The organism is Achromobacter sp. FW305-C-30-7 (assembly GCF_058783105.1).
On record NZ_JBYSYI010000001.1, the window covers coordinates 1,255,530 to 1,271,938 of the forward strand.

The 16,409-nt window shown below is 67.1% G+C and carries 16 protein-coding genes; 2 read left to right on the top strand and 14 right to left on the bottom strand.

What is annotated here, in order from left to right; genetic code table 11:
• Positions 1-633, bottom strand: a complete 633-nt coding sequence (locus tag AC3WOB_RS05805; RefSeq protein ID WP_013395895.1) for a nitrogen fixation protein NifQ — start codon at positions 631-633, stop codon at positions 1-3.
• 178 nt (positions 634-811) lie between these two features.
• On the opposite strand from AC3WOB_RS05805, the gene AC3WOB_RS05810 reads away from it, so the two are divergent.
• Positions 812-3,328, top strand: a complete 2,517-nt coding sequence (locus AC3WOB_RS05810) for an ankyrin repeat domain-containing protein (protein WP_492274472.1) — start codon at positions 812-814, stop codon at positions 3,326-3,328.
• Between the two features lie 85 nt (positions 3,329-3,413).
• On the opposite strand, the gene cyoD is transcribed toward AC3WOB_RS05810, so the two are convergent.
• The 12 genes from cyoD to AC3WOB_RS05870 all read right to left on the bottom strand — a co-directional run bounded on the left by cyoD (position 3,414) and on the right by AC3WOB_RS05870 (position 14,613).
• Positions 3,414-3,764 (bottom strand): cytochrome o ubiquinol oxidase subunit IV, encoded by a 351-nt coding sequence (gene cyoD, locus AC3WOB_RS05815; RefSeq protein WP_332013848.1) that lies wholly within the window; start codon positions 3,762-3,764, stop codon positions 3,414-3,416.
• Positions 3,764-4,378 (bottom strand): cytochrome o ubiquinol oxidase subunit III, encoded by a 615-nt coding sequence (cyoC, locus tag AC3WOB_RS05820; protein WP_129529981.1) that lies wholly within the window; start codon positions 4,376-4,378, stop codon positions 3,764-3,766. The genes cyoD and cyoC overlap by 1 nt, the downstream gene beginning before the upstream one ends.
• A 3-nt stretch (positions 4,379-4,381) precedes the next feature.
• Entirely contained in the window at positions 4,382-6,358 is a 1,977-nt protein-coding gene (cyoB, locus tag AC3WOB_RS05825; RefSeq protein ID WP_013395891.1) for a cytochrome o ubiquinol oxidase subunit I, read from the bottom strand.
• Between the two features lie 2 nt (positions 6,359-6,360).
• Complete coding sequence (gene cyoA / locus AC3WOB_RS05830; protein WP_013395890.1) at positions 6,361-7,269, bottom strand: ubiquinol oxidase subunit II; 909 nt, start codon at positions 7,267-7,269, stop codon at positions 6,361-6,363.
• 258 nt (positions 7,270-7,527) lie between these two features.
• A complete protein-coding gene (locus AC3WOB_RS05835) occupies positions 7,528-8,079 on the bottom strand; it encodes a response regulator transcription factor (RefSeq protein WP_492274473.1) in 552 nt (183 codons plus the stop codon).
• Positions 8,080-8,084: 5 nt separating this feature from the next.
• Positions 8,085-9,287, bottom strand: a complete 1,203-nt coding sequence (locus AC3WOB_RS05840; protein ID WP_013395888.1) for an ATP-binding protein — start codon at positions 9,285-9,287, stop codon at positions 8,085-8,087.
• Positions 9,288-9,521: 234 nt separating this feature from the next.
• A complete protein-coding gene (locus tag AC3WOB_RS05845) occupies positions 9,522-9,881 on the bottom strand; it encodes a DUF4148 domain-containing protein (protein WP_492274474.1) in 360 nt (119 codons plus the stop codon).
• A 249-nt stretch (positions 9,882-10,130) separates the two neighbouring features.
• Complete coding sequence (locus tag AC3WOB_RS05850) at positions 10,131-10,625, bottom strand: copper chaperone PCu(A)C (protein ID WP_492274475.1); 495 nt, start codon at positions 10,623-10,625, stop codon at positions 10,131-10,133.
• A 28-nt stretch (positions 10,626-10,653) separates the two neighbouring features.
• On the bottom strand, positions 10,654-11,277 hold the full coding sequence (locus AC3WOB_RS05855) for an SCO family protein (RefSeq protein WP_492274476.1): 624 nt from the start codon (positions 11,275-11,277) through the stop codon (positions 10,654-10,656).
• A 61-nt stretch (positions 11,278-11,338) separates the two neighbouring features.
• Positions 11,339-11,764, bottom strand: a complete 426-nt coding sequence (locus AC3WOB_RS05860) for a DUF2946 family protein (RefSeq protein ID WP_207465778.1) — start codon at positions 11,762-11,764, stop codon at positions 11,339-11,341.
• Between the two features lie 28 nt (positions 11,765-11,792).
• Positions 11,793-13,334 carry an acyl-CoA-binding protein gene (locus AC3WOB_RS05865; RefSeq protein ID WP_492274477.1) on the bottom strand — a complete coding sequence of 514 codons (1,542 nt, stop codon included), beginning with the start codon at positions 13,332-13,334 and terminating at the stop codon, positions 11,793-11,795.
• Positions 13,324-14,613, bottom strand: a complete 1,290-nt coding sequence (locus tag AC3WOB_RS05870) for an MASE1 domain-containing protein (RefSeq protein WP_492274478.1) — start codon at positions 14,611-14,613, stop codon at positions 13,324-13,326. The genes AC3WOB_RS05865 and AC3WOB_RS05870 overlap by 11 nt, the downstream gene beginning before the upstream one ends.
• 277 nt (positions 14,614-14,890) lie before the next feature.
• Between AC3WOB_RS05870 and AC3WOB_RS05875 the strand changes: the two genes are divergently transcribed.
• Complete coding sequence (locus AC3WOB_RS05875; RefSeq protein WP_492274616.1) at positions 14,891-15,574, top strand: peptidoglycan DD-metalloendopeptidase family protein; 684 nt, start codon at positions 14,891-14,893, stop codon at positions 15,572-15,574.
• Between the two features lie 37 nt (positions 15,575-15,611).
• Here the strand turns inward: AC3WOB_RS05875 and AC3WOB_RS05880 are convergent, their stop codons facing one another.
• Positions 15,612-16,307, bottom strand: coding sequence for a Crp/Fnr family transcriptional regulator (locus tag AC3WOB_RS05880; RefSeq protein WP_492274479.1), 696 nt, complete (start codon positions 16,305-16,307; stop codon positions 15,612-15,614).
• Positions 16,308-16,409 lie beyond the last annotated feature (102 nt).

Here is a 16,409-nt window from a genome sequence, read left to right on the forward strand (position 1 = left end):
TCAGTCCGGCATGTCCGGATAGCAGAAACCGTAGTCTTCGCAGGCCGGACAGCCGGGTGCGGCGGCGGGCGGCAGGCCCGCCTGCTCACAGGCGGAATAGGCCAGGAACTGCTTCCACCGCAGGTTGCGCACATTGCGCACCACCAGTCCCGGATAGTGGCGCGCCAGCAGGAAGGTCACGTCTTCGCGGCCGGACAGGCCCAGGTCCCGCCACAGATGGTCGGGCCGCAGACAGGCGTGCGCCAGCACGCTGCTGACCCAGGGCGTGGTGCTTGCGCCGGGCGCGGCCCAGGTGTCCAGCAGCGCGCGCAGCAGAGGCATGAATTCCGCCTGGGCCGCATCCATGTTGCGGGCGGGGTAGATGGCGGCCTGCTCGCGCAAGGCGGCCAGCGCGGAATCATGGCCCGTCAGCGCGCCGGGAAAGAGGCGCGCGATCAGCCCTTCCAGTTCCCGCGACGACAGGCCGCTGCGTCCCAGGTCGCCGCAGGCCAGGCTCTTGCCGATGACGGTGGCAAAGAACCCCGCGTCGGGATGGCCGGGCGGCGCATGGCGCAGCAGCGCGCTGGCGAACCGCAGGGTGGGTTCGGCGCTACAGGCCGGGGCGGCTGTGGGGGCGATGGAAACGGCGTGCATGGCGGAGGAGCGTTGGGCGCAGAATAATTAAGCTGTTAATGAAAGCGTTATGTTGTCGAATATATAACGAAAGTTGTCCGCAGTCTTTGCGGTAAAGCACCGATGGCGGGGCTTGCCAGATTGGCGCGGGAAGGCGCGTATCATCGGCCCCTTCCTATCCGTCCCCTGAAGCTTCCGCATGCCGCGTTCCTTCCGTCCGGTCGTTTCCCGCCTGTGCGGCGCCGTTGCGCTGGCGCTGGCCGGCCTTGCAGCCATGCCGCAGCCGGCCAGGGCTTTCGACATCGGCGCAGTCATCGAGGCCACCCGGCTGTCGCGCTATCCGCTGCAGGAACCGGAGAGGCGCGTGTGGGGCAGCGAGAGCGTCAAGGACGCGGTGCTGGTGGGCCAATTGGAGAACCGGCTGTACCTGTACCGATACGTGCGCGAGACGGGCAAGGAGTTCAAGCTGGATTTCCGTTCCGCGCCACTGGCGATAGATCCGGTTTCCTGGAAGGCGTCGCACGAGGAACGGGTGAGCGTCAGGACGCCGCGCAACGGCGAGACGCATTACTGGGTCGGCTATTCCTACAACGATGCGGACGAAGCGCGCGCCGCGGGCTTTCTGGTGGACGCGACGGGCGAGGCCTATGAGGTGGCCGCGGACGGCGCGCTTGCGGTGGTGACCGGCACCCGCCCTTGGGACGATGCGCGCAAGGTTGCCATTGCGTCCGCGCTGCGGCCGGCGTTGCTGGACTATCCCAACCGCCTGAAGACCTTTCCGGCGCAGGTGCGCTTCGAGCAGCGGACGCCGGTGGACGCGCAGGCCGGCTTTCTGGCCCTGCACCAGGCGGCGCGCGCCGTTCCGCGCGCCAAGGCTGCCGAGTTCGGCGCCGCGCTGGCCGCGATGCGCCGCTACGTGCTGCTGCAGGACTATCGCGAGATCGATCCTGCCGGCAAGGATGCGCAGGTACTGACCGCGTTGAACGACTACGGTTTCTGGCTGGCCGAGTCGGGCGAGGCGCAGGAGGCCGACCTGATCCTTGGCGAGGTGCTGCGGCGCGATCCGGCGCGCACTGCCGCCTATCTGAACCGCGCCGACGCCCGCTGGAAGCAGGCAGGACGGGCGGGCGAGAAGCGCGGCTACTTCGAGGCCCTGGCGCGCGAGGACTACCGCCAGTATTGTTCGCGCCGGCTGGTCGCGCAGGAGCCCATCCCCGGAAATATCTCCAGTCGCATCGCGGGGGCGCTGAGCGTCCCGGCCCTGGACGCGGCGGCCTGCCGGCCGCGCCTGGCCATCTTCCAGGCGATCCAGGCGGGCGATGCGACCGCGGTACAGGCCGAATTGGCGCGCGGGCAGGACCCCGACGGCGTTAACGAGAACGGCACATCGGCGCTGGCCGCGGCGGTATCGCGCAAGCAGCTCGCGATCGTGCGGATCCTGCTGGCGGCGGGCGCCAAGGCCGATGGCCCCAACAAAGGCTACCCGCTACTGGCCAGCGCGCTGCCGGACGGCCAGGACACGCGCCCGGCCGCCGAGCGCTATGCGCTGGCCGACACCCTGATCGCGGCGGGCGCGCCCGTGGATGCGGTGGACAGCGGCGGCACGCCGCTGCTGATGCGGCGCATTTCCTACTACAGCGGCGACAAGGACAATCTGCTTTATCTGCTGGACAAGGGCGCCAACCCGAACGCCCGCGAGAAGAACGGGCGCTCGTTGCTGCACGCCGCCATGCAGAGTCCGAAGAACTTCTGGTTCGCCGAGAAGCTGCTGGCCAAGGGCGCCGACATCAACGCCGCCTATGTCCGCATGTACTACGGCAACCGCGCCATGTGGGAGACGCCGCTGCTGGAAGCCTTGCGCGAATCCCTCAGCGGCGAGCTGGCGCCTGCCGTGGTTTATCCGGTCCCCGAACGGGTGAGTTTTGCGCTGGCCCACGGCGCGGACGCAGCCGTGGGCGGTTATGGCGCGGGCAAGGCGCTGGAGCGCAACGGCTTGAACGAAGCGCTGAGCCTGGCGGCGCGCTATATGCAGCCGGCGCTGGTAGACCAACTGGTCCAGGCGGCAGGCCAGCCACGAGAGCCGCTGACGCCCGAGTCGTTGTCCAGCCTGTTGAGCGTGTGGAACCAGGTCGAGATCCGCGCGGCGGTCAAACAGAACGGCCCCGAATGGGACGGGCTGCGGGCCCGGCTGCGCGTCACGGCCGCGCGCCTGCTGGCGGCCGGCGTACCGTTGACGCAGCCGTCCGACGCGACTGGCGTGCTGGCCGACCGCATTGCGCCGCTGAGCCTGCCGTGGCTGCCGGACGACTTGTACCTGGAATGGCTGCAAGCAGGCGCTGATGCATCCGATCGCACCGATCAGGGTATCCGTATCCAAGGCTTGGTGGACCCCGATGCGCTGCCGCTGGTCATCATGCTGCGGCTGGGGCAGGAAGCGAAGGCGAAGATGCTGCTGGAGCACGACGCCGGCCTGTACCGCACGCCCTGGCGCTGCGGCGCGGCCGTGGCGGACATGCTGGCCTGGCAACTGAGTCAGGACGGGAGCCCCTTGGGCCCGGCCGGCGCGCGTGCCGTCAGGCAGGTGCTGGACGGCGCCGAGGCCGCGCCTGCCTGCGACTTGAACCAGCGCTCGCGCGTGCAGCCTTTCGCGGGCCTTAGCGCAAGCGAACTTGCGCGCCGCGCCAATGTGACGTTGACGCTGCGGCCGGCGCCCTGAGGCCGCGGCGGGATCGCCGGATCGACGGCCAAAAAAACAGGCGCCCTCGGGCGCCTGTTTTTCTTGCTTCAACGGCAAGCCGTCATTACATGGCGTGACCCATGTTGACGTTCATGTTGTACAGCACCCAGGCGGAGCCGCCGACGATGATGGAGATGATCATCAAGGTGAAGACGAACGTGGCCAGGTTGTCGCGGGCCGACTTCGATGCGCCCATGTGCAGGAAGTACACCAGTTGCACCAGCAACTGGAGCACGCACAGCGCCACCACACCGGCGATGGTGATGGCGTGGGACAGCCCGCCGTTCATCACCAGGCCGAAGGAGCCGAAGGTGAGAACCAGCGAGAGCACGAAACCGATGATGTAGGACTTCAGGCTGCCATGGTCGGCGGCGTGATCGTCGTGGCCGTGTGCGGCCGCAGCGGAGTGCGACATCAGAGGGCTCCCAGAAGATAGACGAAGGTGAAGACGCAGATCCAGACGATGTCCAGGAAGTGCCAGAACAGGCTCAGGCACGCCAGGCGACGCTTGTTGATCGAATCCAGGCCATGGCGGCGGATCATGTCCAGCAGGACGATGATCCAGATCAGGCCGAAGGTGACGTGCAGGCCGTGCGTGCCGATCAGCGTGAAGAATGCCGACAGGTACGCGCTGCGGCCCGGGCCGGCGCCTTCGGTGATCAGGTGATGGAATTCATAGACTTCCATCGCGATGAAGCCCGCGCCGAACAGGAACGTCACCATCAACCAGCCCATTGCGCGGCTCTTGTTGTTGGCGTGCACGTTCAGGTTGGCCATGCCGAAGGTGAAGCTGGAGAACAGCAGCAACAGCGTTTCGACCAGCACGAACTTCAGATCGAACAGTTCCTTGCCCGTCGGGCCGCCCGCGGTGGCGTTGGACAACACCGCGAACGTGGCGAACAGCACCGAAAAGATCAGCAAGTCGCTCATCAGATAGACCCAGAAACCGAATACGGTCTTGGATCCATCGTCGTGATGCGCGTGATCGTCGTGACCCGCGTGGGGGTGAGTGGCTACGGCTTGAATCATGGCTCAGGCGGCCTTCTGCATTTTGTCAAAGTGAGCGTTTTCGATGCGTTCGACTTCCGCGGCCGGGACCCAGTAGTCGACGTCGCGGTCATAGGCGCGGACGATGAACGAACCGACCATGCCGACGAAACCGACGATGGACAGCCACCAGATGTGCCAGATCAGCGCAAAGCACATGACCAGGCCAAAGGCGCCGATAACCACGCCCATGGCGGTGTTGCGCGGCATGTGGATGTCTTCGTACTTGGCCGGGCGCTTGTAGGCCTTGCCGTTCTGCTTGTCTTCCCAGAACTGGTCCAGCGAGTCAACGTGCGGCACGTGGGCGAAGTTGTAGAAAGGCGCGGGCGAAGAGATGGCCCATTCCAGCGTGCGGCCATCCCAGGGATCGCCGGTGACGTCCTGGTTCTGCTTGCGCTGGCGAACCGAGACGAACACTTGCTGCAGCAGGAACCAGATGCCCAGCATGATCAGCGCGGCGCCAGCCAGCGCGACCAGCAGGTAGGGCTGCCATTCGGGGTTGTCGTAGTGGTTCAGGCGACGCGTCATGCCCTTGAAGCCCAGGATGTACAGGGGCATGAAGGCCATGAAGAAACCGACGAACCAGCAGTAGAACGAGTAGCGGCCCAGGCGCTCGTTCAGCGTGAAGCCGAACGCCTTGGGGAACCAGTAGGTCATGCCGGCGATGCAGCCGAACACCACGCCACCGATGATGGTGTTGTGGAAGTGGGCGATCAGGAACAGGCTGTTGTGCAGCACGAAGGACACGCCGGGGATGGCCAGCATCACGCCGGTCATGCCGCCGATGACGAACACGATCATGAAGCCCAGCGTCCACAGCACCGGCGTGGTGATGCGCAGGCGGCCGCGGTAGATGGTGAACAGCCAGTTGAAGATCTTCGCGCCCGTCGGGATCGAGATGATCATTGTCGCTATGCCGAAGAAGGCATTGACGTTGGCCCCCGCTCCCATGGTGAAGAAGTGGTGCAGCCAGACCAGGAACGACAGCACGCCGATGGCGGCCGTGGCGTAGACCATGGACTTGTAGCCGAACAGGGTCTTGCGGGCGAAGGTGGCCACGATTTCCGAGTACACGCCAAACGCCGGCAGCACCAGGATGTAGACCTCGGGGTGGCCCCAGATCCAGATCAGGTTCACGTACATCATGACGTTGCCGCCCATGTCGTTCGTGAAGAAGTGCGTGCCCAGGTAGCGGTCCATCGTCAACAGCGCGAGCGTGGCGGCCAGCACCGGGAAGGCAGCGACGATCAGGACGTTGGTGACCAGCGAGGTCCAGGTGAAGATCGGCATCTTCATCAGGCTCATGCCCGGCGCGCGCATGCGCAGGATGGTCACGATGAAGTTGATGCCGCTAAGCGTGGTGCCCAGCCCGGATATCTGGAGCGCCCAGATGTAGTAATCCACCCCCACGCTCGGACTGTAGTCCAGCCCGGACAGCGGCGGATAGGCGAGCCAACCGGTCGCGGCGAATTCGCCCACGAACAGCGAGATCATCATCAGCGCAACGCCGGCGCCGAACAGCCAGAAGCTCAGCGAGTTCAGGAACGGGTAGGCCACGTCGCGGGCGCCGATCTGCAGCGGCACCACGATGTTCATCAGCCCGGTGATGAAGGGCATCGCCATGAAGAAAATCATGATGACGCCGTGGGCGGTGAAGATCTGGTCGTAGTGGTGCGGCGGCAGGAAGCCGGCTGAGTCGGCGGACGCGACCGCCAGCTGGGTACGCATCATGATGGCGTCGGCGAAGCCGCGCAGCAGCATGATCAGGGCGACGATGATGTACATCACGCCGATGCGCTTGTGGTCGACCGAGGTCAGCCATTCCGTCCAGAGATACTTCCACTTCTGGAAGTAGGTGATGGCGCCGAAGACCGCTAGGCCTCCCAGGCACACGGCGGCCAGCGTAACCATGACAATGGGTTCATGGTACGGAATGGCCTCGAGGGTGAGTTTCCCGAGCATTGTTAGTTAATTCCTGCGATCAGATTGTTCGACGTGGGGGTGCACGTGGCGGAGTCCACGCCGGCCATCTTGGTCATGGTGCTGCCAAGAATGAAATCAAACATGGCGGGCGGCGCCGAGGAGTACTTGACGACCGGATTGCGCTCGCTGCGCTTGGCCAGTTCCGCATAGACCTCGGGGGTCAGCGCGGTCGGGGCGGCCTTGGCATCCTTGACCCAGTTGTCGAACCCTTCCTGAGACATGGCGATGGCCTTGAAGCGCATGCCGGAGAAGCCGGCGCCGCTGTAGTTGGCCGAGATGCCCGCATAGGTGCCGGCTTCGCGCGCGTTCAGGTGCAGCTTGGTCTCCATGCCCGCCATCGAGTAGATCTGGCTGCCCAGCTGGGGGATGAAGAAGGAGTTCATGACCGTGGCCGAGGTGATCCGGAAGTTGACCGGAACATCGACCGGGAAGGCGATCTCGTTGACCGTGGCGATGTCGTACTCGGGGTAGATGAACAGCCACTTCCAATCCAGGGAGACCACCTCGATGGTCACCGGCTTGTGTTCGGACACGAGCGGCTTGTAGGGATCCAGCGCGTGCGTCGAGCGCCAGGTGATCACGGCCAGGATGGCCACGATGATACAAGGGACGGTCCAGACCACGACTTCGATTGCCGTGGAGTGAGCCCACTTGGGCTGGTAGTCAGCTTTGGTGTTGGATGCGCGGTATTTCCAGGCAAAGGCCAGGATCATGACAATGACCGGAATCACGACGATGAGCATGAGCCCGGTCGTCGTGAACAGCAAAGTCCTTTCCTGGATGCCGATATCTCCCTTGGGGGAGAGGATTTCCATGTTGCAGCCGCCAAGCAGCATGACCGCGCCGACGCTGAGAATGCGCGTAAGGGTCGCAAGGAGGGGGTGTTTCACGTACAGCCTTGGATGGAAGGTGGGAAATGCTGCAAAGCAGCAGACTGGAATGCTGCTAGGCAGCAACGTCCATCCTATCGGCTTGATATCGGTCAAGCATGCGACGAATGGTCGCATTGCCTGGGAGGATTCCGCCCCAAGGGGGGCAGGTACAGGGTTTTCCTAGGGGAGCAGAGCCCTGTTGCAAGGTTCCAGGGTGCGACGATATGTCGCACTTGCACATCCGGGGCGTGCGACGTTTTGTCGCATCCGCACAAATTAGTCCACGAGGACTTCGCGTTCCGGCCCCGGTTTCTTGGCCAGCTTGCGCTGCAGGGAGCGCCGATGCATGCCCAAGAGGCGCGCCGCCGCCGAAACATTGCCGCCGGTTTCGTGCAGGGCCTGGTGGATGTGCTCCCATTCCAGGCGGTGCAAGGGCGTCATGGTGGTTTCGATCATAACGTTTTCCGGCTTCACCAGGCCCAGCGTGCGCAGGATCATGGGCGCCGTGGCGGGCTTGGGCAGGTAGTCGTCCGCGCCGCGCTTGATGGCCTCGACCGCGGTGGCCACGCTGGCGTAGCCGGTGACCAGCAGGATCCGCATGTCGGCGCGCAAGGCGCGCAGCGGACGGATCAGGGTCAGGCCGGAGTCCTCGCCCAGGCGCAGGTCCACCAGGGCGAAGGCGGGGCGGATTTCCTCGGCCACGCGCAGCGCCTCGGCGATGCCGGTGGCGGTTCGGGTTTCCAGGCCGCGGCGCGACAGGCTGCGCTGCAAGGTGCGCACATACAGTTCGTCGTCGTCGATCAGCAGGCCAAGATCGGTTGGGTTCATTGCACTCAAGTCCCGGTACTCCCCAGCGGGAGGTAAAAGCGAATACGCGTGCCGCCTTCCTCGGCGGCGGTCATGGTCATTTCGCCGCCCATCTGTTCCACCGTGGCGTGCGACAGCGCCAGGCCCACGCCCAGCCCTCCCGGTTTGCCGCTGTTGAACAGGCTGGTCGCCGGCAGCAGGGTTTGGTCAGGATCGAAACCCCGTCCGTAGTCCCTGACTTCGCCGCGCAGGGCGCCATAACCGTACTCCAGATGCAGGTCCACGCGCGGCACGTCGGCGGCTTCGCCAGCGTCCGCCGCATTGTTCAGCAGGGCCTGCAGCAAGTGGGCGATGGCCGGATCGACCCGCAGGCGGCCGGGCAGGGTGCCCGAGCGTTGCAGGTCGATGGTCGGCCGGATCAAACGCCATTGCCCCACCACGCGGACCAGATCCACCGCGGTTGGGACCGCCAGATTGCGGATACGTTCCCGGCACAGGGCCAGCAGCTGGCTGAGGGTGGAGACGTCGGCGCGCAGGTCCTCGTCCTTGACCTCGGCGGCGATCTCGTCGGCCAGCAGGGTCATGGTCGCCAGCGGCGTGTTCAGTTCGTGCGCCATCGCCGCGGCGTGGGTAGCCAGGGCGACGATGCCTTCGTTGCGGGTGAAGCGTTCGCGCAGCCGCGCCAGCTCGCGCTCGCGGTCGCGCAGGTCCGAGGCCAGGCGGGTCGAGAACACCAGCACCACTACCACGGAAATCAGGAAGTTGGCGCCCATGCCCCAGAGCAGCAGGGTATGGGTGTCGACGTCGCCGCGCAGGGGCTGGCCGAAGATCGCGGCCACGGCGTAACCCGAGATGCCCGCCACCGCTGCGGCCAGCGCCCAGTTGCGCGGCAGCGCCAGGGCCGCCAGCGCGGTCAGGATCAGGAACATCATGCCGAACGGATTGCTGATGCCGCCGCTCCAGCCCACCATCCAGGCCAGCACCGCCATGTCCACGAACAGATGGCCGAAGGCGGTGGCGTGGGACAGGTCGCGCCGCTGGCGCAGGCGCAGGCTGGCGTAGACGTTGAAGCCGATCAGCGCGCCGACGCCTATCCACAGCGGCTCGAGCGGCAGGGCCAGGCCCAGGACGCTGCTGGCCAGCAGGATGGTGGCGGCCTGGCCCGCGATGGCGAGCCAGCGCAGGCTGCAGAGGGTACGCAGGAATGAAAAGGCGGAACTACCGGGCATATCCAGACACAGAGGTGCCGGCTGGCTGCCGGCGGCTACGGGCGCCCGGCTGCGCGGAACGCTGGCATCCGGGGCGCGGCGGCGGGGCCGGCTGCCGCCGCGCCTGCGGGGAGGCCGGCGGTGGATGTGCAGGCATTGTATGGCGAATCAGGAGCCGCCGCCGGTCAGCGGGCGAATGATGCGTCCCTGATATGTGAGTCAACTGCCCGGGCCTGCCGTCGCCTCGCCTCTGTATTAGTGGATATCAGAGGTGCCGCTGTGGGCCATCGCGGGAGGAGGATAGTCTTCCTGGTCGGACGCCATCTGCCCCTGGATCTGCGCCTGCTGCAGTTCCTGTTCCACCTGGGCGCGGGTTTCGCTCTGGTGGGACATAACGGGAGGAGGATAGTCTTCCTGGCCGAACGAGTACTGGCCGTCGGCCTTGGATTGGGCCAGTTCGGCGCTGACCTGGGCCGAGGTCTTGGCGGCGGGGGCGGTGCGGGACACCTGCCAGTCACCATAGAGATCGCGAGAGTACTGCGTGGTCTGGGCCTGGACGGCCCCGGCGGCGGCCAAGCCGGCGCATAGCAATAAGGTCTTGCTGAGGGTCTTCATGAAACGCTCCTGGCAATCAAAGCTTGCGGCCGTGGAGGGCCGCGCCTTCGTTCGCGATGCTGCCTGCGGACGATTCCTGGATGCGGGAAAGCCTGGCCGGGCGCACCGCGAGGGCGCGCCGGGCCTTTTCCAATTCGACCCGGCGCGCGGCGCGGCGTTGCACCGCGGGCGGCCTTGTTGCAAGGAAGCTGTTTCAGCCGTGAAGTACTGCTGTCAAACCACTTTCATGGGGACGTTGTGGGCAGGGCCTCAGTGGCCGTGGCCGGCGGCGGGAGCGGCCGCCGCGTTCAGCGGGCGCGCCACCGCGTCCACCGCCACGCGGCGCTGGCGCTTGTCGGCGTCCTCGACGATGAGCGTCAGGGCGACATGGTCGCCGGGCGAGATCTGGCCGGCCAGGTCGATCAGCATCACGTGGTAACCGCCAGGCTTGAGTTCCACGGCCTGGCCCGCGGGCAGGGCGATGCCCGGCACCTGGCGCATCTTCATGACGTTGTCCTGCATTGCCATTTCATGGATTTCCACATGCTTGGCGGCCTGCGATTCCACGCCGACCAGGCGGCCCGCGTTGGCGGAGGTCAGGCGCATGAAGACGCCGGTGGCGTGCTGGCTGGGCACCGTGGAGCGCACCCAGGCGTCGTCCACCTTCAGGGCGGCGTCCTGGGCGAGCGCGGCGGGGTGGGCGCCCGCCAGGGCGCAGACGGCAAAGGCGGCGGCCGCCAGGGACTTGATCGCGGATTTTTTCATGATGGTTGCCTCTATATATAGGTTTGGGTCAGAGCACGGTGCGCAGGTCGTCCACGCATTCCTGCGCGCTTTGCTGGTGGCGCAGGGCGATGCGCAGCTTGCCGCTGGCGTCGATGACGTAGGTCAGCGCGGTGTGGTCCATGGTGTAGGACGAGCCGGTCGCGACCTTCTGGTAGAAGACCTTGAACGATTGGGCGGCGGCGCGCGTCTGCTCGGCATTGCCGCGCAGGCCGACGAAATCCGGATCAAAGGCCTGGGTATAGGCGCGCAGGATTTCCGGCGTGTCGCGCTCGGGGTCGACGGTGATGAAGAGGACGCGCAGCTTCTTGGCATCCGCGCCCAGCAGGCTCTTGATCTCGACGGCGCGGGTCAGCGCCGTGGGGCAGATGTCCGGGCACTGCGTGAAGCCGAAGAACAGCATGACCGGCTGGCCGGCGTAGTCGGCAAGCCGGCGTTCGCGGCCCTCGGTGTCCTGCAGCTGGAAGTCGCCGGCCGGCATGCCGGACAGATCCATGCCGTGCAGCTTGGGCGCGTCGGGGCCGCAGCCCGCCAGGGCCAACAGGGTGAAGGAGGACAGCAGCAGGCGGCGCCGCGGATCGGGCGCGTGGGCGCGCGGCGCGCCAGCGGGCGCGCGCAGAAGGGGGGAATGCATGAAAACCTCGTCGGTTGACGGTTCGTCCAGGGGCGCGGCGGGGCCGCGCGTGCAGGCGGAGTCAGGCGAGGAATGGCGGGGCGCGGGAACCGAGAGGCGGACCCGAGGCGGTCCGGACGGGGGGCGCGTCGCGCGCGGGCGCGGGCAGCGCATGCCGGCCGGCGGCCAGCAGCAGGGGAGTGAGCGCGGGAGCGGGCGCGGGCGCCACATGCGCCAGCAGGCCGAAGGGGCAGAGCGCGCCGGCCTCGGCGGTTTCGTGTCCGGCCTTGTTCTTGTCGCCGGGCGACAGCGCCAGCGTCAGGGCCGACAGGTCGCCGGCAGCCGAGCAGAACGTGACTTCCAGCCGGCCATCGTGCAGCGCCCGGGCGTCGGGCATGTAACCCGCGGGCACCAGCGCGCGCAGCGCCAGGGCCAGGAGCGCCAGCCATAGCACGCCCCGCGCGCGCGCGGCGCTGCCGAGGTGCTGGAGGCGGGTCAGGCGGGACATGGCGGTATTCTAGTGCGCAGGCAGGCCGTCAGGCTGCGTCCAAGCGCCGCACCAGCGCGATGTAGCGGCGCTGCGCCTGATCGGCTGGCAGGCCGGACAGCCGTTGCCAGGCGGCGTGCCGCACCTGGTCCAGCGGCGCCGCGTCGGGTTCGGGCGAGGCCGGCGCATCGCCGTGGCGCGCCTGCTGCTCGCAGGCGTACAGCCGGATGGCGATGGCGGCCGAAGGTTCGCGGGCCAGGGCCCGCCGCTCGATGAGCGCGGCTTCAAAGGCATCGGCCAGCGCTTCGTCAGCCAGGGCCTGGGTGTCCGCGTCGATGGCGTCGCCCTCGGGCTCCCGGCCGCTTGCGGCGGCCAGCCGGCGCCACATGGCATCGTCGCGCGCGGGGTCGTCGGCCTGGGCGTTGACCTTGGAGATGGCGTTGTTGCGCAGGCGCAGCGTGTGCGTGGCGCCGCCCATGTGCAACTGCGCGCCGTCTTGCACCTGGTAGCTCAGCGGCAGCGCGATGGAGCGGCCGGCGGGGGCGGGCGGCCCCACGCCCTGGATGGCGAAGGTATTGCGCGAGTAGTCCATCAGGCGCGAGAACAGGTCGATCAGCGCGCCCCGGCCTTCATAGACGCCGCTGATGGGGCTGTCGCCTGCCTCGTTCCAGACCACGTCCTCGGCGAACAAGGGAAACAGCAATTCGAATTTCCCAGCCAGCAGCGAACCGCGGTAGGCCTCGAGCAGGCGTTCGACGTCCTCGGCGCCCATGGGGGCGGCGCGTCCGGCGGCGCGCGCGGGTTGCGCCGCGGCGGGATCCTGGCCCATGAATTCGAGCACGTTGGCTGCGACCCGGTCGCGGTCGTTGTCCACGCAGATCATGTGATAGCTGTTGTCCAGCAGCACCAGCCGGCTGCCGGCGATCTCCTGGTGCAGCAGATGGGCCGAGCGCACGGAGGTGAGCTCGTCTTCGTGGGCGTGCACGATCAGGGTGGGGCAGCCGATGCGGTCCAGCCCGCGCCTGACGAAGCCGCGCAGCCGGTCGACTTCGCGCACGCAGGCCAGCGGCACCCAGCGGTAGTGGAAGTTCTCGCCGCGTTCGAACTTGGCCTTGACGATGGACCGGACCAGTTCGTTCTTGATGCCGTAGGGCTCTTCCTCTTCGACCCGCATGCGCGCGCCCAGGCCCGGAATGCGGTAGACCAGCTTGCGCAGGCCGCGATACCACGGCGTGCTCCAGCCGTCGATGAAGACCGGCGCGGCCAGCGATACCAGCTTGCCCTTCTTGTGGCCCACCCGCTTGCAGAGTTCGACCGCCAGCAGCGCGCCCAGGCACATGCCCATCACGTGCAGGGTGTCGTAGCGGTCGGCGATCTCATGGTATTTGGCGGTCACGGCGTCCAGCCAGGCCTCCGCGCGCACCGACACCAGGTCTTCCGGCGTGGTGCCATGCCCGGGCAGGGTCAGGCTGTGCGTTTCGATGCCGACGCGCCTGAGCACCTTGTGCATGGATCCCAGGTCGTACTGGGTTCCGCCCAGGCCATGGATCAGCAGCGCAGCGGTGCCGGAATTGTCTGGGCTAGCGGACATCGGCCGGCTCGCGCTCGATTTCTCCCAGGCGCCACATGCCCGCCACGACCGCGACGCTGCCGTCGAAGTCGGCCAGCGGCGAGCCGCGGTCGCTGACGACGCGCCAGCCTCCGTCCGCATGCGCCAGCCGGAACGGCAGCGGCGTGCGATCCTGCGCGCCCGCACGCCGCGCCGCCCAGTGCATCGACAGGCGGGCGCGATCGTCCGGGTGGGCAAGCGCCAGCAGCGAGTCCAGGTCGGCGATGGCGCCGGCGGACAGCCCGAACGCGTCCTGCAGGTCGCCCGCCAGCTCCAGCGCGCCGTCATGCGGATCGTAGCGGTACATGAGTTGATGGCTGCCCGCCAGCGCCAGGTCGAAGCGGCCGCGCCATTGCTCGGCGTCGGCCTGCGCCTGCTCGCGGGCGCTGCGCAAGGTATTGACCAGCAGCAGCAGGAGCGCCGTGACCACCAGGTAGACCTGGGTGGCCAGCAGCACATGCCAGGGATCGTTGGCCTCGACAAAGGGGCCTTCGCCCTGGGCGCTCTGGTATAGCGCCATCACCATCAAGGTGACCATCGCCAGCGTGCCGCCTTGCGGTCCCCACACCAGCGCGATCAGCACCGCGAACACCAGGGGCAGATAGGTCAGCTCGAACGACACGACGTAGGGCAGATTGCGGATCATGTCGCCGTCGAAGGTCATGAAGGTCGACACGATCATCAGCGCGTAGGCCACGGCCCCCAGCACGAAGTCGCGCAAGCGCGGACCGCCGGAGCGGCGCGGACGGAACTGCGCCCAGCCCGTGAAGGCCGGCGCCAGGATCAGTATGCCGGCGAGATAGGCCACCACCCAGGTGCGCAGCCGCAGCAGCGCGCCGGCCTCTTGCGTCAGCCACAGCCAGCCGCCGCCCAGCAGCGCGCTGCAGGCCGCGCCGGCCACGGCGCCGGCCAGCAGCGCGGCCACGAAGCCAGGCCCGTGCCTGCGCGGCGACAGCCGCTGCACCGTCCAGGCGGCCAGCATCGAAGACAGGCTGCCCGTGACCGCAAACACCACCGCGGTCAGGGGCTGGCCGCGCCAGACCAGGGTCAGCAGCAACTGCGCGCAGAAGAAGCCGAGCAGCAGCAAGGGCCAGTCGCGGCGCCGCGTCAGCAGGTAGGCGCCGACCGCCACGCCGGGCGGCAGCCACACGAACGAAGCATGGCTGACCGGGTCGTTCAGCAGATGCGAGAACCAGCCGCAAAGCAGGTAGGGGATGGCCCACAGCAGGCAGAGCGGGTTTCTTCTGGACGAGTCTTTCATTCCCATGAGGGTCCTTGCTGGCGCATTGATCCACGGCGAAAACCGTTCGCCCCGATCTGCGGGTTATACACGCTCCGCGTCGGCCCGCGAAGCGCTCGCGCCACACCAATCCGCCAAAATCTTGGTACCCTTGAACGCACTCAGATCCCGATACTCCACCTCAGTGCCCCAGGTTTCAGTGCTCTCCTTGTCCGCTCCGGCCTTGCCCGTTTCCGTTTCATCCACAGCCGCAGCGCCCGCCAGCGGGGGCTGGACAGGTCCGTCCGCCCGCCGCTGGTTGTGCGTCCTGGCGGTCGCGCTGCTGACGTTGCTGAGCGCCTGCGGCACCACCAAGGTCCAGCCCGGCTACTACCGCGTGCAATCGGGCGACACGCTGACCCAGATCGCGCGCAAGCAGGGCACCAGCGTGAGCAATCTGGTGCGCTGGAACAATCTGTCGAATTCCAATTCCATCGAGGTCGGGCAATTGCTGCGGGTCCAGTCGCCGGCCGGGCAGGCCAGCACCTCCACCGCGCCCAGCAAGGCACGTGGCAAGCCCGCGCCTTCGCCCAAGTCGTCGACCTCGAGCGCCAAGCGCCGCACCGCCCCGCCGGGCGCGATCTCGCTGGTCTGGCCCGCCCAGGGCAAGGTCACGCGCGGCTACGACGGCTCGGGCTCCAACGGCATCGTCATCAGCAACTCATCGGGCACGCCGGTGGTGGCCGCGGCGCAAGGCACCGTGGCCTATTCCGGCAGCGGCCTGCGCGGCTACGGCCATCTGGTCATCGTCAAGCACAACGCCAGTTTCCTGAGCATCTACGCGCACAACAGCAAGCTGCTGGTCAAGGAAGGACAGCGCGTCAGCCAGGGCCAGAAGATTGCCGAAATGGGCAATAGCGACAGCAAGCAGATCGGCCTGTACTTCGAATTGCGCTACGACGGCCAGGCGGTCGATCCGGCGGGATCCTTGCCGCCGAAGTAAGTCGCATGGCCCTGTGCCGTAGATGCGGGACAGGGTCCTAGATGTGCACCAGCTGCTTGAGCGAATCCAGCTTCAGGATGCATAGCTCGCCGCGCCGGTCCGAGATATAGCCCTGGCGCCGCCATTTGGCGAATATCCTGCTCAACGTTTCGGCGCGCATGCCCAGCTTGACCGCAATCTGCGAATGGCTCAGCGGCAGCACCACGGGCTGGCTACCCTGCGGCTTGCCCGCGCGCAGGATGTACTCAGCCAGGCGCTCTTCCGCCGAACTCGACGTCAGCCAATCGATCTGGTCCGTGTGATGACGGATCAGGTTGGCGCTGTGCGCCATGACGCGGCAGGCGAAGCGCGCGTCGTTCAGGCAGAGCTGGCGGAAGGCCTCGCCATTGAGCAGGCAGCCGTTGCCGTCGGTGCGCGCGCGCACGCAGTGCAGATGGCGCGGCGCGGCCTCGAACAGCGAGGACACCGACAGCCAGCCGCCCGGGCCGACATGGCCGAATACCTTGTCGCCGCCATCCGCGGTGTAGCGCAAGCCTTGCAACGATCCCGCACACACCAGCAGGCAGGAGGAAGCCGCCTGGCCTTCCGAAAAAATCGTATCGCCCGTACCGAACTCCAGCCAGCGGCTGCGCTCCGCCAGGGCGAGCAGGGCGGTATCGCCGACGCCATCGAACCACGGGTGCTGGCGCAGCGCCGCCATCAAGGGCGCGGATCGTGAATTGACAATAGTCATTTGGTCTGGGGGGCTGGGCCAATAAAATTAATGCGATTGATTCTTATTTGTGATCGTACCACTGCGCGGACCGTCGCCAACGGCGGGGCCGAGCGGCGCAAC